The following is a 21091-nucleotide window of genomic DNA, read 5'->3' as shown; positions in this document are numbered from 1 at the left end:
CTTGGGCATGCAGCGAAGCAAGGGCCGTCCCCGTGACGGCGGGGCCGGCCAGGAGAGTTGGGTCGAGCCTCTCGACGGTCATGACCCGGTCCAGGCCGAGGAAGCCGGACAGCTCGGATACGACGACCCCTGGTACGACGCCCTCGCCTCAGGATGGGGCGAGTCGTCCGGGGAAGGGGCGCAGAGCCCTGCGGTCGTTCCGTCGGCACGGGCGGAGGGCGGGGCGGGGGCCGCGGCGGCCGATGTGTACCTGGAAGTGCAGCGCAGTGCGGCCTTCCAGGAGGTACGGCGGCGGTACCGGAGGTTCGTGGTGCCGGCGTTCGTGGCCTTCTTCACCTGGTACGTGGGCTACGTCGTGGCCGCCACGACCGCGCCCGATCTGATGGCGCGGCCCGTGCTGGGGGCGGTGAACGTGGCGCTGGTGGCGGGGCTCGGGCAGTTCCTGTCCACGTTCCTGCTCACCTGGGCGTATGCGCGGCACGCGCGGCTGCGCCGGGACCGGGCCGCGCTCGAACTGCGGTGGGACACACAGGAACTGACGCGTGGCATGAACGGTGGTACGTCGTGACGGAGGAACACCAGACGCTGGCGCTGCTGCTCTTCAGCGCGTTCGTCGCGGTCACGCTGGGGATCACCACGTGGGTCAGCCGCAACCGGCGGGGCTCGGCGGAGGAGTTCTACGCGGGCGGGCGGTTGTTCTCCCCCATAGAGAATGGTTTTGCCATCGCGGGCGACTACATGTCGGCCGCCTCCTTCCTCGGAGTCACCGGGCTCATCGCCTTGTTCGGTTACGACGGGCTGCTGTACGTCGTCGGTTTCCTCGTGGCGTGGCTGGTGGTGCTGTTCCTGGTCGCCGAACTGGTCCGCAACTGCGGCCGGTTCACGATGGCCGACGTCGTGGCGGCCCGGATGAGGGAGCGGCCGGTACGCATCGCGGTGGGAACCTCGTCGGTCACGGTGTCCGTTCTGTATCTGGTGGCGCAGATGGTCGGAGCGGGCAGCCTGGTGGCGCTGCTGCTCGGGGGCACGAGCGACGCGGCGCGGGACTGGACCGTCATCGGTGTGGGCGCGCTCATGGTGATCTACGTGTCATTGGGAGGGATGCGGGCGACCACATGGATCCAGATCGTCAAGGCAGTTCTGCTGCTCGGCGGCACCCTCGTGCTGACGGTGCTCGTCCTGATGCGTTTCCACGGTGATGTGGACCGGTTGCTGCTCACGGCGGCGGAGCGCAGTGGGCACGGAGCGGCGTTTCTGGCGCCGGGGCTGAAGTACGGCGGGGACTGGACGGCCCGCTTCGACTTCATCAGTCTCGGGCTGGCCCTCGTGCTGGGTACGGCAGGGCTGCCGCACATCCTGTCCCGGTTCTACACGGTGCCCACCGCGCGGGCCGCCCGTCGCTCCGTCGTCTGGGCCGTCGGGCTCATCGGCGGCTTCTACCTGATGACGATCGTGCTCGGGTTCGGCGCGGCCGCCATCCTGGGGCCGGACGCGGTACGAGGATCGAACGCGGCCGGGAACACGGCGGTTCCGCTGCTGGCGCTCGACCTGGGCGGTGGTGCGGGTTCCACCGGGGGGACGGTGCTCTTCGCGATCGTCGCCGCGGTCGCCTTCGCCACGATCCTCGCCGTGGTCGCCGGGATCACGCTCGCGTCCTCGGCGTCCGTGGCCCACGACCTGTACGCCTCCCTGCGACGCCGGGGCGGGAAGCCGCGCAGCGAGGTGGCCGTGGCCCGTGTCGCGGCCGTCGGTGTCGGCGTGGTGGCGATCGCGCTCGGCCTGCTGGCGCGAGATCTCAACGTGGCGTTTCTGGTCGGCCTGGCCTTCGCCGTCGCCGCGTCCGCGAACCTGCCGGTACTGCTCTACTCGCTGTTCTGGCGCGGCTTCACCACACGGGGTGCCGTGTGGGCCGTCTACGGCGGTCTGATCCCGGCCGTGGCGCTCGTGGTGCTGTCGCCGGTGGTCTCGGGAAGCCCCAACTCCCTCTTCCCGGGCGTCGACCTCCAGTACTTCCCGCTGCAGAACCCGGGCCTGGTCTCGATCCCTCTCGGCTTCCTGGCGGGCTGGCTGGGCACGGTCACCTCGAGGGAGGTCCCGGACGAGGCCAAGCACGCGGAGACCGAGGTGCGTTCGCTGACGGGTGCCGGAGCGGCGTAGGTGCGGCGTAGGGGCGGCGCCTTCGGTGTCATGACAGGGGGGCGCGCCCAGCACCGGTTCGTGGAGGAGCCGGCAGGCTGTCGCCCTAGCCGCGGGTCGCCCACACGTAACGGTGTTCAGGGCGGCCCGCGTCGCCGTACTTGAGGGTGAGCCTGGCCCGTCCCGTGCGTTCCAGAAGCTTCAGATAGCGCTGGGCTGTCTGACGGCTCACTCCGGTCCGCTCGGCGATCTCCTGGGCGGACAGGGGCCCGTCCGCGTTCATCAGGGACTGGCGGACCAGCTCGGCGGTGGTGGGGGAGTGTCCCTTGGGCAGGTCGGGTTCCGACGGCGCCGAGAGTGCCCCGAAGATGCGGTCCACCTCGGCCTGCTCGGCCTCGCCACCGCCGTCCAGGGTGCGGCGCAGCTCGGCGTAGGCATCCAGTTTGGCGCGCAGGCCGGCGAAGGCGAACGGCTTGACCAGGTACTGCAGCGCGCCGTGCCGCATCGCGGCCTGCACGGTGGAGACGTCACGGGCCGCCGTGACCATGATCACGTCGGTCTGGTCGCCGCGCCGCCGCATCTCCTGGACGACCGCCAGCCCCGTCGCGTCCGGCAGGTAGTGGTCCAGGAGCACCAGGTCCAGCCGGGGCAGCGTCTCCAGTCGGTGCAGCGCTTCCGCGGCGCTGTGGGCCACGTCGGCGACGTGGAAGCCCGGCACCTTCTCGACGTAGGCGGCGTTGACCCGCGCGACCCTCATGTCGTCGTCCACGACCAGGACCTCGATCATCAGGACTTCTCCTCGGTGGTCTGCGGGGCTGACGGCACGCTCAGGACGGCCGGCTCCGGGCCCGGCTCGGCCAGCGCCTCGGGCAGGACGACGGTGAACTCCGCGCCCCCGCCATGCGCCTCTCCGACGGTCGCGCTGCCACCCTGCCGCTCCGCGAGCCTGCGCACCAGGGAGAGCCCGATACCCCGCTCACGGTGAGCCGGCGGCTTCTTCGTAGACCATCCCGGGGTGAAGATCAACTCGCGGTGCTCCGGCGGGATGCCGGGCCCTGTGTCGCGCACCCTGAGAATCGCCGTACGCCCCTCCGCCCGCAGTTCGACCTCCACGCGCGCGTGCGGCGTGCCGGCGACGGCGTCGAGGGCGTTGTCGACCAGGTTCCCGACGACGGTGACGAGCCCCTGGGGGTCGACCAGCCGGTCGGGCAGCCGGGTGCGGTCCGACACCCACAGGGCGACGCCCCGTTCGGCCGCGACGGTCGCCTTGCCGACCAGCAGGGCGGCGAGGAGCGGGTCCTCGATCCGTTCGGTGACCTGTTCCGCGGTGGCCCGGTGGTCACCGACCACCTCTCCGACGAACTCGGCGGCGTCGTCGTACATCTCCAGTTCGAGCAGCCCCAGAAGCGTGTGCATACGGTTGGCGTGCTCGTGGTCCTGGGCGCGCAGGGCGTCGATCAGGCCTCGGGTAGAGTCCAGTTCGCGGCCCAGCTGCTCCAGCTCGGTGCGGTCGCGCAAGGTGGCCACGGCACCGCCGTCGTCCGTGGGCATGCGGTTGGCGACCAGCACACGCTGCCCGCGCACGGTGAGCAGATCCGTCCCGGTCACGCGTCCGGCCAGCACATCGGCCGTACGGCCCGCGCCGAGGGCTTCCTCGGGGGAACGGCCCACCACCGTCTCCCCGAGGCCCAGCAGGCGCTGTGCCTCATCGTTCACGAGGCGGATGCGGCCGGTGCGGTCCAGGGCGACGACGCCCTCCCGGATGCCGTGCAGCATCGCCTCGCGCTCGGACAGCAGCGCCGCGATGTCCGAGAAGGCCAGGTCCCTGGTCTGCCGCTGGACCCGTCGGGAGATGAGCCACGCGGCCAGCGCGCCCACGGCCAGGGCGCCGCCGGCGTACGCGAGCAGGCCCGGGATGGCCTGGATCAGACGGGCCCGGACGCTGTCGTAGGCGATGCCGACGGAGACCGCGCCGACGACGGTGCCGTGGCTGTCGCGCAGCGGCACCTTGCCCCGGGCGGAGCGGCCCAGGGTGCCGCTGTCGATCTCCATGACCTCCTTGCCGGCCAAGGCCTGGCCGGGGTCGGTGGAGACGATGCCGCCGATCTGCTTCGGGTCCGTGTGCGACCAGCGCACGCCGCGCCAGTCCATCACCACGACGTACTCGGCCTTGGTGGCCTTCCGGATCCGCTCCGCCTCACGCTGCACCGGACCCTTCGGCGACGGCGGCGTCCGACTCACGTCCCGTGCGAGCTCCGGCTGCTGCGCGGTCGTCTGCGCGATCGCGAGCGCACGGCGCATCGCCTGGTCGTCCAGCTGGTTGCTCAGGGGCGCGAGGAACAACCCGGTCGCGAGCACCGCGACTCCCGCGGCGATCGCCACCTGCATCAGCAGCACCTGCGAGAACACCCGCCGGGGCAGGCCGAGGCGCATGCGGCGTGCGGGGGGAGTGGGGCTCATACCCAAGACGGTACGTGCGGCCGGCTACCTGCCCTAGACGGGTGTGGCGTGGATCTCCAGATCAATGTGTGCACAGCCGGCAGCCTCGACGCACGAGAGCCGTCAGGCCGATGCACCAGAGCCGGCAGAGTCAATGCACGAGAGTCGACAGCGTCAATGCACCGCGTCAGCCCGCCAGCGCCGCAGTCATTCTCACCTCGCGCACCGCCACCACGTCCATCCGCGCGGGCGACCCGAGGACGGACGCCCCGCAACTCTCCGGGCGGGCCGGCAGCGCCGTGCCCTGGGCCACGTCGACCTGCCAGCGGCGCCCGTCGGTGTGGGCGACGGTCACCTCCCAGCGCGGCGCCGAGCCGACCGTCCGCACGACGCTCAACGCCTGCGCGGTGAATTCGCCCGTCCTGCCGCGCACGGCGAGCTCGGCGGCCTGACCGGGGCGTTCCCAGGCGGAGCTGCCCCGGCACCCCTCCACGACGATCCGCCCCTCCCGAGCGCCGTGCAGGACCTCCTTGAGGGAGTGGGCCTCGGCCCGGCCGTACGCGTATCCGTACGGCAGCACCAGCACGGTGGGGGAGAAGCGGTGACCACCCAGATGGGTGACTTCCCAGACGCCCTCGACCCCGGATGTCGCCAGCTCGGCCGCGAGGGGCCTGCCGAGGAGGGCGCAGCATCGGTCGCGCTTGCCGTTGGTGCAGACGAGCGCGAGCGGGCCACCGTCATGGGGCCTGCCGCCGAGCAGCGCGTCGAACGTACGGTGGTCGCCCCGGCCGAGCGCTGCGAAGTCGAGGCCGAGCAGCTGCCCGGGGTCCGAGGTCGAGGCACTGTGCAGCCACACGTTTCCCGGGACGACGTGCGCGACGTACACGCGGCGTGTGGTGGGCATGCGACGGTCGGCGTGGCGCCCGGGGCGGCGGATGAGCGCGATCCGTACGCCCGTGTCCTTGGCGGCGGCCTCCAGGGCACGTCCCAGGGCGGGGTCCAGGTGGCTCGAAGTGAGCGCCTTGGCACCCCACGGACCGGGCTGTTCGATCAACAGCCAGGTCCTCGCGGTGGCCGCGGTTCCCGAAACGGGCTCGTCGAAGTCCCGGGAGACGCTTGAGCACGTACTCACAGAGGTGAGCCTAACCTGACTTCGGCCGCGGTGAATTTCGGCCCCGCCCCGCGCTACTCCGGCAGTGGCTGCGGAGGCCTCGGACCTGCGTAGAGACCGCTCGGGCGCATCCGCAGCGGGCGTTCGCCGTACTCCTCCAGGGCATGGGCGATCCAGCCCGCCGTGCGGGCCACGGCGAAGATCGTCTCGCCCGCGGTCGGGGGCATGCCGCAGGACACCGTGAGCACGGCGAGCGCCAGGTCCACGTTGGCGTGCAGCGGGGCGTGCCGGGCGGTGGTCTCGACGATGTCGCGGGCCGCGAGGAGAGCGGGCTCCGCACGCGGAATCCGCTCCAGGAGGGCGAACAACGCACGCGCGCGTGGGTCCTCGCCGCGGTAGAGCCGGTGGCCGAGGCCCGGGACGCGCCGGCCGGCACGCAGCTCGTCCGCGATCACGGGTGCCGCGTCGCCCTGCTCGAGTACGTCCTGCAGCAGCCGGTGGGCCAGCCCGCTGGCCGCGCCGTGCAACGGGCCCTCAATCACACCCAGCCCGGCGGAGACCGCCGCGTAGGGGTGGGCACGGGCCGAGGCGGCGACGCGCACCGCGAGGGTGGAGGCGGCCAGGTCATGGTCGACGAGGAGGGCGAGGGCGGCGTCCAGGGCGCGCAGGGACGCCTCGTCGGGGTCGCGCATGGAGAGCCGGGTCCACAGGCGGTGGGCCATGGGGCCCTCGTCACAGCGCGAGTGTCCCCTGGGCGGCAGGGCGGCGACGAGCGTGGGGATGAGGGTGCGCGCGGTGCCGAGCACGGCGTCCTCGGACAGGTCGAAGCGCAGCGGGTCGGCGGTCGCGGCGGCGACCGTCGCCACCCGCAGCAGGTCGGCGGGCGCGGCGTGGTCGGGCAGTGCCTCGACGGCGCGGCGGGCGACGGACACGAAGGCGGCGGGCGCGGTGAACGTGCTGCCCGGGAGCATCCGGCCCGTCCAGAGCCACTCGGCGACCTCCTCGTAGGTGTGCCGCGTGGCCAGCTCGACCGCGTCGACACCGCGGAAGAAGCAGCGGTCGCTCTCGATGAGCGTGAGGCGGGTGCGGACGGACAGCTCGCCACCGGAATGGCCCCCGCCGGAGCTGCCCGAGCCGGAACCGCTCGGACCGGAACCGCCCGAGCTGTCGCGCCGGTTGCGCCGGGCGAGCGCCTCGACCTCCCCGGCGTCGAAGGTGCTGCCCCGCCCACCGCTCACCCGACGGCTGCTGAGCTGCCCGCGGCTCACGTACGCGTACACGGTCTCCGGCTTCACACCGAGCAGCTCGGCGGCCTCCCTGGTGCTCAACCGCCGTTCCGCGTCCATGGGGGCGGGCTCTTGATCGCGCATGGGGGTCACCGTATCCGTCCACCGGTCCATTGACTGATGCATTGATTGAATCAATATTGACAGGCATTGAGTCAATCATGGACAGTCGAATCAAGTCCAGGGAGGAAGTCATGTCCGTCAACAGGTCAGCAGCCACTCTTCTCGAAGCGCCTCGGGGGCTCGCCGGTGTCGTCGTCACCGACACCCGGATCGGTGATGTCCGCGGTCTGGAGGGCTTCTACCACTACCGGCAGTACTCGGCCGTCGACCTCGCGCGGACCCGGGGCTTCGAGGACGTCTGGCATCTCCTCGTCCATGGCGAACTGCCGGACGCGGCGCGGAGCACCGCCTTCGCGGCCGAGACCGCCGCGCTGCGGCGGCTGCCCGGCGAGGTGCGGGCGGCCCTGCCGGCCATCGCCGCGGCCGGCGGGCGCTCCGGTCCGCTCGCCGGGATGCGTACGGCGCTCTCGCTGCTGGGCGCGGCGAAGGGGTTCCGGCCCGTGTACGACATCGACGCGGACCGGCGCCGGCAGGACACGATCGAGGCGGCCGCGGCGGTGCCCACGCTGCTCGCCGCGCTGCACCGGCTGGGCGAGGGGCAGGAACCGGTGGAGCCGTGCGAGGACCTGTCCTACGCGGCGAACTACCTGTACATGTTGACCGGTTCGGTGCCCACCGAGCCGCACGCGCGGGCGATCGAGCAGTACCTGATCTCCACCATTGATCACGGGTTCAATGCATCAACCTTCACGGCCCGGGTCATCGCCTCGACGGGCGCGGACGTGGCGGCGTGCCTCGCCGGGGCGGTGGCGGCGCTGTCGGGGCCGCTCCACGGGGGTGCGCCCAGCCGCGCCCTGGACACCCTGGACGCGATCGGCAGCCCGGACCGTATCGACTCCTGGGTGCGTCAGCGGGTGCTCGCCGGTGAGCGCATCATGGGCTTCGGGCACGCGATCTACCGCACGGAGGACCCTCGCTCCCGGATGCTGCGCGAGGTCGCCCAGACGTTCGGTGGGCCGCGGGTGGACTTCGCCGTCGAGGTCGAGCACCAGATCGAGGCGATCCTGGCGGAGCTGAAGCCCGGCCGGGAACTCCACACCAATGTCGAGTACTACGCGGGCGTGGTCATGGAACTCTGTGGCCTGCCGCGCGAGATGTTCACCCCGACCTTCGCCGCCGGGCGCGCGGTGGGATGGAGCGCCAACATCCTGGAGCAGGCGGAGGACACGAAAATCATCAGGCCGGTGGCGCGGTATGTGGGGCCGGAGGCGCCGGCGCCGTTGCCGGCCTGAGGGAAGGCGCCGCAGAGCGCGAAGGTGCCAGGCGGCGCGAAGGCCCGGCACCGGAAAGGTGCCGGGCCTTCGCGCCGGGTCCGTGGGTGACCGACGGGATCAGGCGTCGGGGATGTCGGCCTTGGCGTCGATGAGGGTCCTGCGCGAGACCACGACGATGCGCTCGTAGTCCGCCCTGGACGCGTCGGCGGGAAGCTTCCCGTCCAGTTCTTCGGTGAGGTCCGTGCCGATCACAGCGAACCTGCCGTCGGACAGCTCGAAGATATCGGGGCAATTGGCACCAGTCGTACTTCCCCGGGCGCTGGGAGGGGTGCCAATCCGACGGATGATGTGGCTCACTGTTCTTGAGTTCCTTCTGATCTCGAGGCGTGGTGCGCACTGCGCCTGCGGTGCGATGCGGCCCTGTGGGGCCGCGGCCTCGACAACCGGGCGGCGTGGAGCGGCGGTTCGGCGGTGGTCGACCCGGTTCGCGGGATGCGCAGTAGTCAACCTTGTTGGCACCTGGGGAAACGCGTCGGTTTATGGGTTCGTTACCGCCCAGCCGTGTGATCCGTTCCGGAGAGTGATCCGCGAGGTGCGGTGCTTACGGCCGGGACGCGGACCTACTCGCCCGGCGGGTCCCCGACCACCCACCACTCGTCGATGTCCGCCTCCTCCAGCTGCACGAGCAGATCGTCGACCATGCGGCCCAGTCCGGCCTCGTCGGAGGTGTCGACGAGGGTCGCCCGGTGCGGACGAGTGGCGTACCAGTACTCCCTGAAGAGGGGGTTCTGCAGCATGCTCCGGGCGAATCCGAAGAACTCCTCTCTGGTCACGTTGCCCATGCGGTAGTAGCACAGGGCATTGGTGTACATGGCGTTGGCGAAGAGGAACTGGCGCTGCTTCCTCGGGGAGACGGTTCCGTCGTAGGCGTCGAGGACCTCCGCGAGTTCCGGATCGTCCATCGCCTTGCTGAGCAACTCCCAGTGCAGACGCTGCTGGTGCGCGAAGTTGGTCCTGCGCTGGGACTGCGCGGCCTCCTCCAGGTGCTCGATCCGGGCGCGCAACGCGTGGAACGCGGGCCACTGCAGGGCCAGGGCGACGGCGGCACCCGCCGCCAGGCCCATCCCTGCCGAGGCGGTGGCCCTCAGACCTCGGAAACCAAATTTCTGTGTGGTCATGTCAACCCCCGGTTCAGGCGGCCGTCCGCCGGTCGTCGGGGTGCGGGTCGACGGGAGGGGACCGGCGAGCGGTGGGCGGCGCTTGCCGTCTCCCAGGGTGCCGAGCGGCTCTGATCGGCGGGGAGGCGGAGAGGAGGCGCACGGAGGGAAGCGAGGGTCGCACAATCCGGCGCCATGCCCAACGTCTGCCCCGCGAGTGCTGCTAACAATCGTTCACTCAGGCGTGGATCTCACGGCTCGTATCCTGGGGCGGCATCCCCATTTCCCATGTGTGCCGGGAACGCGAGCCGGTGCACGCGTCGGCGCGAGAGAGGTCGCACGGTGAGCCAGCCGAGTCCGAAACCGCAGCAGATCCCGGTCGTCGTCCTGGCCGGATTCCTCGGCTCGGGAAAGACCACCCTGCTCAATCACCTCCTGCACCGCAGCGGCGGCAGCCGTATCGGCGCCCTCGTCAACGACTTCGGGGCGATCGAGATCGACGCGATGGCCGTGGCGGGAGCGCTCGGCGACTCGACGGTCTCCCTGGGCAACGGCTGCCTGTGCTGTGCCGTCGACGCGAGCGAACTGGACCAGTACCTGGAGCGGCTCGCGGAGCCCGCCCTCGGCATCGACGTCATCGTCATCGAGGCCAGCGGTCTCGCCGAGCCGCAGGAACTCGTGCGGATGCTGCTGGCCAGCGAGCACCCGGGGGTGGTCTACGGCGGGCTCGTCGAGGTCGTCGACGCCGCCGAGTTCGACGACACCCGGGCCAGGCACCCCGAGATCGACCGGCATCTCGCTCTGGCCGACCTCGTCGTGGTCAACAAGCTCGACCGGGCGGCGGACGGAGAACGCGTCCTCGGGCTGGTCCGGAACCTCGTCGACCGCGCCGCCGTCGTCCCGGCCACCTACGGCCGGATCGATCCCGAGTTGCTCTTCGACTGCCGCCCGAGCGAGGAGCGCGTCGGGCAGTTGTCCTTCGACGACCTGCATGAACACGGCGGGGACGACGACGGCCACGCCGGTCACCTGCACGCCGCCTACGACAGCCTGTCGTTCGCCTCTCCGGTCCCCCTCGACCCGCGCCGGCTGATGACCTTCCTCGACAGCCGCCCCGAGGGGCTGTACCGGATCAAGGGCCACGTCGACTTCGGACCGTACGACGTCCGCAACCGCTACGCCGTCCATGCCGTCGGGCGGTTCCTGCGCTTCTACCCGGAGCCCTGGCCGGCCGGCGGCGAACGCCTCACCCAGCTGGTCCTCATCGGCTCGGGGATCGACGCCGCCGCGCTCGAGAAGGAGCTGGAGGCGTCCACGAGCGACGCCCCACACGCCGACGAGCACGGCATGTGGGGCGTCCTGCGCTACGTACGCGACCCCGAGGAGCAGGGCGCGGACCCGGCCTAGACCGGCCCGGCCACCACCGCCACCGTCTTCGCCAGGGACACTCCCGAGCCGTCGCGGCGCGGGTCGATGTCCGGGAGGTCGGCCGGCGTGCCGTTCTTCTGCGCGGCGAGCGCGGGGACGGGGCCCGCCCAGGCCAGCGACAGGCAGTCCTCGCCCTTCAGGAACCGCTGGCAGCGGACACCGCCGGTGGCACGGCCCTTGCGCGGGTACTGGTCGAACGGGGTCAGCTTGGCCGTCGTCTGGACGGAGTCGTCCAGCGTGCCCCGCGAGCCGGCGACGGTGAAGACGACGGCGTCCACAGCCGGGTCCACCGCCGTGAAGGAGATGACCTTCGCGCCCTCGGTGAGCTTGATGCCGGCCACACCGCCGGCCGGACGCCCCTGCGGGCGGACCTGGGACGCCTGGAAGCGCAGCAGCTGCGCGTCGTCGGTGACGAAGACCAGGTCCTCCTCCCCGGTGCGCAGCTCGACCGCGCCGACGATCCGGTCGCCCTCCTTGAGGGTGATCACTTCGAGCTCGTCCTTGTTGGCCGGATAGTCCGGCACCACGCGCTTGACGACGCCCTGCGCCGTGCCGAGCGCCAGGCCCGGCGACGACTCGTCGAGCGTGGTCAGGCACACGACCGTCTCGTCGTCCTCCAGGGTGACGAACTCCGCCAGCGGCGCGCCGCCCGCGAGGTTCGGCGTCGGCAGCGACTCCGGGAGCTGGGGCAGGTCGACCACGTTCAGCCGCAGCAGCCGGCCCGTCGAGGTCACCGCGCCCACCTCACCTCGGGCGGTGGCCGGCACCGCCGAGACGATCACGTCGTGCTTCACGCGCTTGGCGCCGGGCTCCCCCGTGAAGGGCTCGCCGTTCGCCGTACGGGCCAGCAGACCCGTGGAGGACAGCAGCACCCGGCACGGGTCGTCGGCGACCTGGAGCGGCACGGCCGCGACCGGGGCGCCGCCCGTCTCCAGCAGGACCGTACGCCGGTCGGTGCCGAACTTCTTGGCGACGTTGGCCAGTTCGGAGGAGACCAGCTTGCGCAGCTCGGAGTCCGAGTCGAGGATCCGGGTCAGCTCCTCGATCTCCGTGTTGAGCCGGTCCTTCTCCGACTCCAGCTCGATGCGGTCGTACTTGGTCAGACGGCGCAGCGGCGTGTCGAGGATGTACTGCGTCTGCACCTCGCTCAGCGAGAACTGCTCCATCAGGCGCTGCTTGGCCTGCGCGGAGTTCTCGCTGGAGCGGATCACGCGGATGACCTCGTCGATGTCCAGCAGGGCCGTCAGCAGACCCTCGACCAGGTGCAGACGGTCGCGCTTCTTGCCGCGGCGGAACTCCGAGCGCCGCCGTACGACGTTGAAGCGGTGGTCGAGGTAGACCTCCAGGAGCTCCTTCAGGCCCAGCGTGAGCGGCTGGCCGTCCACCAGCGCCACGTTGTTGATGCCGAAGGACTCCTCCATCGGCGTCAGCTTGTAGAGCTGCTCGAGGACCGCCTCCGGCACGAAGCCGTTCTTGATCTCGATGACCAGGCGCAGGCCGTGCTGGCGGTCGGTGAGGTCCTTGACGTCGGCGATGCCCTGGAGCTTCTTGGAGCCGACCAGGTCCTTGATCTTGGAGATGACCTTCTCGGGGCCGACCGTGAAGGGCAGCTCCGTGACGACGAGGCCCTTGCGGCGGGCCGTCACCGGCTCCACCGAGACCGTCGCCCGGATCTTGAACGTGCCGCGGCCGGACTCGTAGGCGTCCCGGATGCCGGACAGGCCGACGATGCGGCCGCCCGTGGGCAGGTCGGGACCCGGGACGTGCTTCATCAGGGCGTCGAGGTCGGCGTTCGGGTGCCTGATCAGATGGCGGGCGGCGGCGATGACCTCGCGCAGGTTGTGCGGCGCCATGTTCGTGGCCATGCCGACCGCGATGCCCGAGGCGCCGTTGACCAGGAGGTTCGGGAAGGCGGCGGGCAGGGCCACCGGTTCCTGCTCCTGGCCGTCGTAGTTGGGGTTGAAGTCGACGGTGTCCTCGTCGATCGACTCCGTCATCAGGCTCGTCGCCTCGGCCATCCGGCACTCGGTGTACCGCATGGCGGCCGGCGGGTCGTCGTTGCCCAGCGAGCCGAAGTTGCCGTGGCCGTCGACCAGGGGGACCCGCATCGAGAAGGGCTGGGCCATGCGCACGAGGGCGTCGTAGATCGACGCGTCGCCGTGCGGGTGCAGCTTGCCCATCACCTCGCCGACGACCCGGGCGCACTTCACGTACCCGCGCTCGGGGCGCAGGCCCATCTCGCTCATCTGGTAGACGATCCGGCGGTGCACCGGCTTGAGGCCGTCGCGTGCGTCCGGCAGGGCGCGGGAGTAGATGACCGAGTACGCGTACTCGAGGAAGGAGCCCTGCATCTCGTCGACGACGTCGATGTCGAGGATCCGCTCCTCGTACGAGTCGTCGGGCGGCGGGGTCTTCGTGCTGCGGCGGGCCATCGCTGCCGGCTCCTTGCTGCTGCGATCCAGATCTGACGCGGACCATTGTGGACCGCCGCACTGACAAGCGGGACCAGGACCCGGGTCAAGCGGCGTCCCCGTCCGCGGACCGAGGTCGCCGCCGGGAACTTCACCAGGGCTTCGCGCGCTTGCATACAGTGGCAGGACCGGCAGGAATCCGCGGTCTGAACAACCGCTCAGCGATCGAAGGGACGTACATGCCCATGGGTCACACGGCCACAGCCCAGGCAGGCTCCGGGGGCCTGACAGCGACCGAGCACCGCCTGGCCAACGGCCTGCGCGTGGTGCTCTCCGAGGACCACCTGACCCCGGTCGCGGCGGTGTGCCTCTGGTACGACGTCGGCTCGCGCCACGAAGTCAAGGGGCGTACCGGCCTGGCTCACCTTTTCGAGCACCTCATGTTCCAGGGATCCGCGCAGGTCAAGGGCAACGGCCACTTCGAGCTCGTCCAGGGCGCGGGTGGCTCGCTGAACGGCACGACCAGCTTCGAGCGGACCAACTACTTCGAGACCATGCCCACCCACCAGCTGGAGCTCGCCCTCTGGCTGGAGGCCGACCGCATGGGCTCGCTGCTGGCCGCACTCGACGACGAGTCGATGGAGAACCAGCGGGACGTCGTCAAGAACGAGCGCCGCCAGCGCTACGACAACGTCCCCTACGGCACCGCCTTCGAGAAGCTGACCGCCCTCGCCTACCCGGAGGGCCACCCCTACCACCACACCCCGATCGGCTCGATGGCCGACCTGGACGCGGCGACCCTGGAGGACGCCCGCGCGTTCTTCCGCACCTACTACGCGCCGAACAACGCCGTGCTCTCCGTGGTCGGCGACATCGACCCGGAGCAGACGCTCGCCTGGGTCGAGAAGTACTTCGGCTCCATCCCCGGTCACGACGGCAAGCCCGCCCCGCGCGACGGATCGCTGCCGGAGACCATCGGCGAGCAGCTGCGCGAGGTCGTCGAGGAGGACGTCCCGGCCCGCGCCCTGATGGCCGCCTACCGGCTGCCGCACGACGGTACGCGCGCGTGCGACGCGGCCGACCTGGCCCTCACCGTCCTCGGCGGCGGCGAGTCCTCCCGCCTCTACAACCGGCTCGTGCGCCGCGACCGTACGGCTGTGGCGGCCGGCTTCGGCCTGCTGCGGCTCGCCGGTGCGCCCTCCCTGGGGTGGCTGGACGTGAAGACGTCCGGTGACGTGGAGGTTCCGGTCATCGAGGCGGCCATCGACGAGGAGCTCGCCCGGTTCGCCGAGGAGGGCCCCACGCCCGAGGAGATGGAGCGCGCCCAGGCCCAGTTGGAGCGCGAGTGGCTGGACCGGCTCGGCACGGTCGCGGGCCGCGCCGACGAACTGTGCCGGTACGCCGTGCTCTTCGGAGACCCGCAGCTCGCCCTGACCGCCGTCCAGCGCGTGCTGGAGATCACGGCGGAGGAGGTCCAGGAGGTTGCCAAGGCCCGCCTGCGACCCGACAACCGCGCGGTGCTCGTCTACGAGCCCGTCGCCGACGAGAGCGCCGAGGACGCCGGCACCACCGACGACACCGCAGCCGCGGCCACCGACGAGAACGAGGAGGCGGCCAAGTGACCGAGCTCGCCACGATGGACTTCCACCCCCGGCCGCAGGCGGGCGACGCCCGGCCGTGGGCTTTCCCGGCCCCCGAGCGCGGCACGCTCGGCAACGGCCTGACGGTGCTGCGCTGCCACCGCCCCGGCCAGCAGGTCGTCGCCGTGGAGGTGCTGCTGGACGCCCCCCTGGAGGCCGAACCGGCCGGACTCGACGGTGTGGCCACGATCATGGCCCGGGCCTTCTCCGAGGGCACCGACAAGCACTCCGCCGAGGACTTCGCTGCGGAACTGGAGCGCGCCGGCGCCACCCTCGACGCGCACGCCGACCACCCCGGTGTCCGGCTCAGCCTGGAGGTGCCCGCCTCCCGGCTCGCCAAGGGCCTGGGCCTGATCGCCGACGCCCTGAGGGCGCCCGCCTTCGCCGACAGCGAGGTCGAGCGGCTGGTCAACAACCGCCTCGACGAGATCCCGCACGAGCTGGCCAACCCCTCGCGCCGCGGTGCCAAGGAGCTCTCCAAGGAGCTGTTCCCGGCGGACTCGCGCATGTCGCGGCCCCGGCAGGGCAGCGAGGAGACCGTCGCCGCCATCGACTCCGCGGCCGTACGCGCCTTCTACGAGAAGCACGTCCGCCCCGCCACGGCCACCGTCGTGGTCGTCGGCGACCTCACCGGCATCGACCTGGACGCCCTGCTCGGGGACACCCTGGGTGCCTGGACGGGCTCCTCGGCCGAGCCGCGTCCCGTGCCTCCGGTCACCGCCGACGACACCGGCCGGGTCGTCATCGTGGACCGCCCCGGCGCCGTCCAGACGCAGCTGCTGATCGGCCGGATCGGGCCGGACCGGCACGACCGCGTGTGGCCCGCGCAGGTGCTCGGCACGTACTGCCTCGGCGGCACCCTCACTTCCCGCCTGGACCGCGTCCTGCGCGAGGAGAAGGGCTACACCTACGGCGTACGGGCGTTCGGCCAGGTCCTCAGGTCCGCCCCGGACGGCACGGGCGCCGCGATGCTCGCCATCAGCGGTTCCGTCGACACGCCCAACACCGGCCCCGCCCTCCAGGACCTGTGGACGGTGCTGCGCACCCTCGCCGCCGAGGGGCTGACCGACGCCGAGCGGGACGTCGCCGTGCAGAACCTGGTGGGTGTGGCGCCGCTCAAGTACGAGACGGCGGCGGCCGTCGCGAGCACGCTGGCCGACCAGGTCGAGCAGCACCTGCCCGATGACTACCAGGCCACGCTGTACCGGCAGCTCGCCGCGACCGGCACCGTGGAGGCCACCGCGGCGGCTGTGAGCGCCTTCCCGGTGGACCGTCTGGTGACCGTCCTCGTCGGTGACGCGGCGCAGATCAAGGCACCGGTCGAGGCCCTCGGCATCGGCGAAGTCACCGTCGTCGCCGCCGAGTAGCGACACGCGTCACCGCACGCGCGCGGGGGCCCTGGTTGTCTTCAAAGGCACCAGGGCCCCTTTATGCCCGAATTGGGATGGGAGTTGCCTGTCTGCCCTGTGGGATGCGCTACAAAAGCCGGGATTCGTTTGGGAATTGAAAGTGGCGCCGCTTAGCGTCATCCGGGCTGTTCGTCAGGCAGTGCGCCGCACCCGCGGCACCGGACAGTCATCGCCGAGTCCCCGTACGGCGCGAGCCAGGGGAGCCGGGGACCCATCGCAGTCCCTGGGGTGAATCGGGCGCCCGCGCGAGTCGCGAGGGAGTCCGTAGGAGACCTTCCTGCTCCGAACCCGTCAGCTAACCCGGTAGGCGAGAGGGAAGGAAAGGACCAGCCACTACATGGCGTTCACTCGCGCCACCGGGAAGCACCGTCGTCCCGGCAGGATGCAGCGCTCCACCGCCCGCGCGGCGGGCGTCGCGGCCCTCGCCACCACCGGCGTGATCGGCACCGTGGCGGCCCCCGCTGCCTTCGCCGCCGAGCCCAGTGCCGAGCAGACCGGTCTCACGCCCGTCGTCACCATGGGCGACACCGCGGCCCAGCAGATCGACGCCCAGGCCCTCGCGCAGCGGCACGCCGCCGATGAGGCCGCCGCCAAGCAGAAGGCCGAGGAGGCCGCCCGCAAGCAGGCCGCCGAGATGGCCGAGCGGGCCAAGGAGGCGGCCGAGAAGGCCCGAGCGGCCAAGGAGCGCGCCGCCCGTGAGGCCGAGCGCAAGCGCCTGAACACCTTCGTCGCCCCGATCTCCGGCTCGTACGTCTCCACCAGCTACAAGGCCAGCAGTGGCCTGTGGTCTTCCGGCAGCCACACCGGTGTCGACTTCCACGCCGCCAGCGGCACCTCCGTCCACGCGGTCGGCGCGGGCACCGTCGTCGAGGCCGGCTGGGGCGGCTCCTACGGCAACCAGGTCGTCATCAAGATGAACGACGGGACGTACACCCAGTACGGCCACCTGTCCTCCATCGGCGTCTCGGTGGGCCAGCAGGTCACCCCGGGCCAGCAGATCGCCCTGTCCGGCGCGACCGGCAACGTCACCGGCCCGCACCTGCACTTCGAGGCCCGCACCAGCCCCGAGTACGGCTCGGACATCGACCCGGTCGCCTACCTCCGCTCGCACGGCGTGAGTCTCTGACCGGAACCTCTCCGCTTCCCGAAAGCCCCGGCTCCCGAGCCGGGGCTTTCGGCGTTTACGACCGCCTGCTGTCCCAAAAATATCCATGGATTGTCGCTTGCCGTCGGAAATTCCGGCTCATTGCAATAGAGTCACGGAACGTACGTCGCTCGTCGGCGTTTCACGGGGATTAAGCGGAGGTCGGTCATGCGTATTCCCGCGCACTCGGTGTGCACGGCCATCCGGGACGACATCGTCGCGGGTGTCCACGCACGCGGCAGCCGGCTCACCGAGGAACTCCTCGCACGCCGCTACGGCGTCTCGCGGGTGCCCGTCCGGGAGGCGCTGCGCACGTTGGAGGCCGAGGGCTTCGTGGTGACCCGCCGGCACGCGGGCGCGTGCGTGGCGGAACCCACCGAGCAGGAGGCCGGCGACCTGCTGGAGATGCGCATGCTGCTGGAGCCGCTCGGTGCGGCCCGCGCCGCCCAGCGCCGTACCGAGGCGCATCTGAAGGTCCTGCGGGGCCTGGTGCGGCTGGGCCAGGAGCGGGCCCGTCGCGGGAACAGCGACGACCTGCGCTCTCTCGGCGGCTGGTTCCACGAGACGCTCGCCCAAGCCTCCGGCAGCCCGGCGCTGATCTCGATGCTCACCCAGCTCCGCCACAAGATCGCCTGGATGTACGCCGTGGAGGCGCCGGCCAGCCCGGTGGAGTCCTGGACCGAGCACGGCGCGATCGTGGACGCCGTGGCGCGCGGGGACGGCGAGCGTGCGCGGGCGGTCACGGCGCTGCACACCGAGCGTGCGAAGGGCGCGCACCGCCTGCGGTTCGGCTCCGCCGAGGAACGTGCCGGCCGTGTGAGGAACTCGCAACATCCCGTAAACACGGCGAGCCCGCGGCTTTAACAAGGCGGCCGTATACAAAGAGCAGTCAATTCTCGGGGGGCTATTTCCGCTGCCCGGATTCTTGGAATTCCTCCCCGCGTGGAAGGGGTAATGGGATGAAGGGTCCGATCGTGTCGCCCGGGAATGGGGGAAAGACCCACCCGCGCCGACCGTGAATGGCAGGGGTCCACCCGCGCCGACCAGGAATGGCAGGGCCCCGACCGCACCGACCGAGAACGGCGAAGGGCCCGCCCGGTGAGTCGGGCGAGCCCCTCGCAGTGCGCCGGATCGGGCACTCGGTGGATCAGACGGTCTCGGGCAGTTCCTCGAGACCCTCGGAGACCAGCTTGGCGAGCCGGTCCAGGGCGGCGTCCGCGCCCTCGGCGTCGGAGGCGAGGACGATCTCCTCGCCCCCCTGGGCGCCGAGGCCGAGGACGGCCAGCATGGAGGCCGCGTTGACGGGGTTGCCGTCAGCCTTGGCGATCGTCACCGGGACGCCTGCGGCCGTGGCGGCTCGGACGAAGATGGAAGCGGGGCGGGCGTGGAGGCCCTCGGCCCAGCCGACGTTGACGCGGCGCTCAGCCATGTGTTGCTGCCCTTCGGTGTTCAGGGTTGTCTAGACCAGTTTCCCATATCGTGAAGCCCACCAGGAGCGGTCCTCTCGTCCCACTCCCGGGGTGCCGTCGGATCGCGGCCTCGACCCGACTGACGCCCTCCACAGACTGCCTCGCGCCCGTTGTCGGACGCTAGCCGTACTCTGGGGCCCATGCAGACCTCGCCGGACCGGCACGAGTATCCCGCCCACTGGGAAGCCGACGTGGTGCTGCGCGACGGGGGTACCGCGCGCATCCGGCCCATCACCGTTGATGACGCCGATCGCCTGGTCAGCTTCTATGAGCAGGTCTCCGACGAGTCGAAGTATTACCGCTTCTTCGCGCCGTACCCTCGCCTGTCCGCCAAGGACGTCCACCGCTTCACGCACCACGACTTTGTGGACCGGGTGGGACTCGCGGCCACGGTCGGCGGCGAGTTCATCGCCACCGTACGCTACGACCGGATCGGCGCGGACGGAACGCCCGCGTCCGCACCCGCCGACGAGGCCGAGGTCGCCTTCCTCGTGCAGGACGCCCACCAGGGCCGCGGAGTCGCCTCCGCCCTGCTCGAACACATCGGCGCCGTCGCCCGCGAGCGCGGCATCCGGCGGTTCGCCGCCGAGGTGCTGCCCGCCAACACCAAGATGATCAAGGTGTTCACGGACGCCGGCTACACCCAGAAGCGCAGCTTCGAGGACGGCGTCGTCCGTCTGGAGTTCGACCTCGAACCCACCGACCGCTCCCTGGCCGTGCAGTACGCGCGCGAACACAGGGCCGAGGCCCGCTCGGTGCAGCGGCTGCTCGCCCCCGGCTCGGTCGCCGTCATCGGCGCCGGTCGCACGCCGGGCGGCGTGGGCCGCAGCGTCCTCGGCAACATCCGGGACGCCGGATACACCGGCCGCCTCTACGCCGTGAACAAGGCCCTCCCGGAGGGACAGAAGGAGCTCGACGGGGTGCCCGCCCACCGCTCGGTGCGGGACATCGACGGCCCCGTGGACCTCGCGGTCGTCGCCGTGCCGGCCGAGCACGTCACGGAGGTCGTCACCGAGTGCGGCGAACACGGCGTGCAGGGGCTGGTCGTGGTGTCCGCCGGGTACGCCGAGAGCGGCCCCGAGGGGCGCGAACGCCAGCGCGCCCTCGTGCGGCACGCGCGCACGTACGGCATGCGGATCATCGGCCCGAACGCCTTCGGCATCATCAACACCTCCCCGGAGGTACGCCTCAACGCCTCCCTCGCCCCCGAGGTGCCGCGCCCCGGCCGCATCGGACTGTTCGCCCAGTCCGGCGCCATCGGCATCGCCCTGTTGTCCCGGCTGCACCGGCGCGGCGGCGGCGTCACGGGCGTGACCGGCGTCTCCACCTTCGTCTCCTCCGGCAACCGTGCCGACGTCTCCGGCAACGATGTCCTGCAGTACTGGTACGAGGACCCCGACACCGACGTCGTCCTCATGTACCTGGAGTCCATCGGCAACCCCCGCAAGTTCGCCCGCCTCGCCCGCCGCACCGCCGCCGCCAAGCCCCTGGTCGTCGTCCAGGGCGCACGGCACGGCGCCGCTCCCCAGGGGCACGCCGTCCGGGCGACCCGGCTGCCGCACGCGACCGTGTCGGCGCTGCTGCGGCAGGCCGGGGTCATCCGCGTCGACACGATCACCGAGCTGGTCGACGCGGGCCTGCTGCTCGCCCGCCAGCCTCTGCCGGCCGGCCCCAGGGTGGCGATCCTGGGCAACTCGGAGTCGCTCGGCCTGCTCACCTACGACGCGTGTCTCGCCGAGGGACTGCGACCGCACCCCCCGCAGGACCTGACCACCGCGGCCTCGGCGGCCGACTTCTACACCGCCCTGTCGCGTGCCCTGGCCGACGACCGGTGCGACGCCGTCGTCGTCACCGCCATACCGGCGGTGGGGGAGGGCCCGGTCGGCGACGCCGCCCTCGCGCAGGCCCTGCGCTCGGCATCGGCCGCGGCCCCGTCGAAGCCGGTCCTGGTGGTCCACGTGGAGCTCGGCGGCCTGGCGGAGGCCCTGTCGGCGGCGGCGAGCACGGCACCGCAGGCAGACTCGGGCAATTTGCCGCAAAACCCACCGAGTCCGACGCCGGCCTCGGAACAACTCCCCGCCCCCGAGGCTGCCACCGAGGCCGCCGCCGAGGTCGCCCCCCAGG

General features: G+C 71.5%; 17 protein-coding genes and 1 riboswitch. Of the genes, 9 read left to right on the top strand and 8 right to left on the bottom strand.

The genetic code is table 11. The features are described 5' to 3' along the window. Positions 1–7 precede the first annotated feature (7 nt). Both K4G64_RS24100 and K4G64_RS24095 read left to right on the top strand, forming a co-directional pair. The gene (locus K4G64_RS24100) at positions 8–568 is read left to right on the top strand and encodes a DUF485 domain-containing protein (protein ID WP_221758100.1); all 561 of its coding nucleotides are present in this window, start codon (positions 8–10) and stop codon (positions 566–568) included. Next, complete coding sequence (locus K4G64_RS24095) at positions 565–2157, top strand: cation acetate symporter (protein ID WP_221758099.1); 1593 nt, start codon at positions 565–567, stop codon at positions 2155–2157. The genes K4G64_RS24100 and K4G64_RS24095 overlap by 4 nt, the downstream gene beginning before the upstream one ends. Before the next feature lie 85 nt (positions 2158–2242). Here K4G64_RS24095 and K4G64_RS24090 read toward each other — a convergent pair whose 3' ends face one another. From K4G64_RS24090 to K4G64_RS24075, 4 genes are all read right to left on the bottom strand, one after another. After that, positions 2243–2923 (bottom strand): response regulator, encoded by a 681-nt coding sequence (locus K4G64_RS24090; protein WP_221758098.1) that lies wholly within the window; start codon positions 2921–2923, stop codon positions 2243–2245. Then, on the bottom strand, positions 2923–4596 hold the full coding sequence (locus K4G64_RS24085) for a sensor histidine kinase (protein ID WP_221758097.1): 1674 nt from the start codon (positions 4594–4596) through the stop codon (positions 2923–2925). Before K4G64_RS24085 ends, K4G64_RS24090 begins: the two co-directional genes overlap by 1 nt. A gap of 166 nt (positions 4597–4762) precedes the next feature. Then, positions 4763–5707, bottom strand: coding sequence for a sucrase ferredoxin (locus K4G64_RS24080; protein WP_221758096.1), 945 nt, complete (start codon positions 5705–5707; stop codon positions 4763–4765). 53 nt (positions 5708–5760) lie between these two features. Beyond that, positions 5761–7056: a citrate synthase gene (locus K4G64_RS24075; RefSeq protein ID WP_221758095.1), complete on the bottom strand. Its 1296-nt coding sequence runs from the start codon at positions 7054–7056 to the stop codon at positions 5761–5763. A 110-nt stretch (positions 7057–7166) separates the two neighbouring features. On the opposite strand from K4G64_RS24075, the gene K4G64_RS24070 reads away from it, so the two are divergent. After that, a complete protein-coding gene (locus tag K4G64_RS24070; RefSeq protein ID WP_221758094.1) occupies positions 7167–8327 on the top strand; it encodes a citrate synthase/methylcitrate synthase in 1161 nt (386 codons plus the stop codon). Positions 8328–8426: 99 nt separating this feature from the next. On the opposite strand, the gene K4G64_RS24065 is transcribed toward K4G64_RS24070, so the two are convergent. Together K4G64_RS24065 and K4G64_RS24060 are read right to left on the bottom strand one after the other, a co-directional pair. Continuing rightward, on the bottom strand, positions 8427–8654 hold the full coding sequence (locus K4G64_RS24065) for a hypothetical protein (RefSeq protein ID WP_221758105.1): 228 nt from the start codon (positions 8652–8654) through the stop codon (positions 8427–8429). Positions 8655–8929: 275 nt separating this feature from the next. Continuing rightward, complete coding sequence (locus K4G64_RS24060; RefSeq protein WP_221758093.1) at positions 8930–9487, bottom strand: DUF6082 family protein; 558 nt, start codon at positions 9485–9487, stop codon at positions 8930–8932. A 321-nt stretch (positions 9488–9808) separates the two neighbouring features. Here K4G64_RS24060 and K4G64_RS24055 point away from each other — a divergent pair, with 321 nt between their 5' ends. Continuing rightward, a complete protein-coding gene (locus K4G64_RS24055) occupies positions 9809–10873 on the top strand; it encodes a GTP-binding protein (protein ID WP_221758092.1) in 1065 nt (354 codons plus the stop codon). On the opposite strand, the gene K4G64_RS24050 is transcribed toward K4G64_RS24055, so the two are convergent. Then, positions 10870–13326, bottom strand: coding sequence for a DNA topoisomerase (ATP-hydrolyzing) subunit A (locus K4G64_RS24050; protein WP_221758091.1), 2457 nt, complete (start codon positions 13324–13326; stop codon positions 10870–10872). The genes K4G64_RS24055 and K4G64_RS24050 overlap by 4 nt on opposite strands. A gap of 224 nt (positions 13327–13550) precedes the next feature. Between K4G64_RS24050 and K4G64_RS24045 the strand changes: the two genes are divergently transcribed. The 4 genes from K4G64_RS24045 (at position 13551) to K4G64_RS24030 (ending at position 18362) form a co-directional block, all read left to right on the top strand. Beyond that, entirely contained in the window at positions 13551–14927 is a 1377-nt protein-coding gene (locus K4G64_RS24045; protein WP_374206442.1) for a M16 family metallopeptidase, read from the top strand. Continuing rightward, the gene (locus K4G64_RS24040) at positions 14924–16312 is read left to right on the top strand and encodes a pitrilysin family protein (protein ID WP_221758089.1); all 1389 of its coding nucleotides are present in this window, start codon (positions 14924–14926) and stop codon (positions 16310–16312) included. Before K4G64_RS24045 ends, K4G64_RS24040 begins: the two co-directional genes overlap by 4 nt. Positions 16313–16514: 202 nt before the next feature. Next, positions 16515–16679, top strand: a riboswitch (cyclic di-AMP (ydaO/yuaA leader). A 12-nt stretch (positions 16680–16691) separates the two neighbouring features. After that, a complete protein-coding gene (locus tag K4G64_RS24035; RefSeq protein ID WP_221758088.1) occupies positions 16692–17480 on the top strand; it encodes a M23 family metallopeptidase in 789 nt (262 codons plus the stop codon). Between the two features lie 186 nt (positions 17481–17666). Beyond that, positions 17667–18362, top strand: a complete 696-nt coding sequence (locus tag K4G64_RS24030) for a GntR family transcriptional regulator (protein ID WP_221758087.1) — start codon at positions 17667–17669, stop codon at positions 18360–18362. Positions 18363–18645: 283 nt separating this feature from the next. On the opposite strand, the gene K4G64_RS24025 is transcribed toward K4G64_RS24030, so the two are convergent. Next, positions 18646–18927: an HPr family phosphocarrier protein gene (locus tag K4G64_RS24025; protein WP_003993478.1), complete on the bottom strand. Its 282-nt coding sequence runs from the start codon at positions 18925–18927 to the stop codon at positions 18646–18648. A 180-nt stretch (positions 18928–19107) separates the two neighbouring features. On the opposite strand from K4G64_RS24025, the gene K4G64_RS24020 reads away from it, so the two are divergent. After that, positions 19108–21091, top strand: a 1984-nt coding sequence (locus tag K4G64_RS24020) for a GNAT family N-acetyltransferase (RefSeq protein ID WP_260460888.1), incomplete at its 3' end; no start/stop codon positions are given.

It is taken from the genome of Streptomyces sp. WAC04114, from assembly GCF_019733245.1.
GTDB lineage: Bacteria > Actinomycetota > Actinomycetes > Streptomycetales > Streptomycetaceae > Streptomyces > Streptomyces massasporeus_A.
Note: the sequence above shows the minus strand (reverse complement) of the source record. Positions and strands in the feature narration are given on the sequence as shown.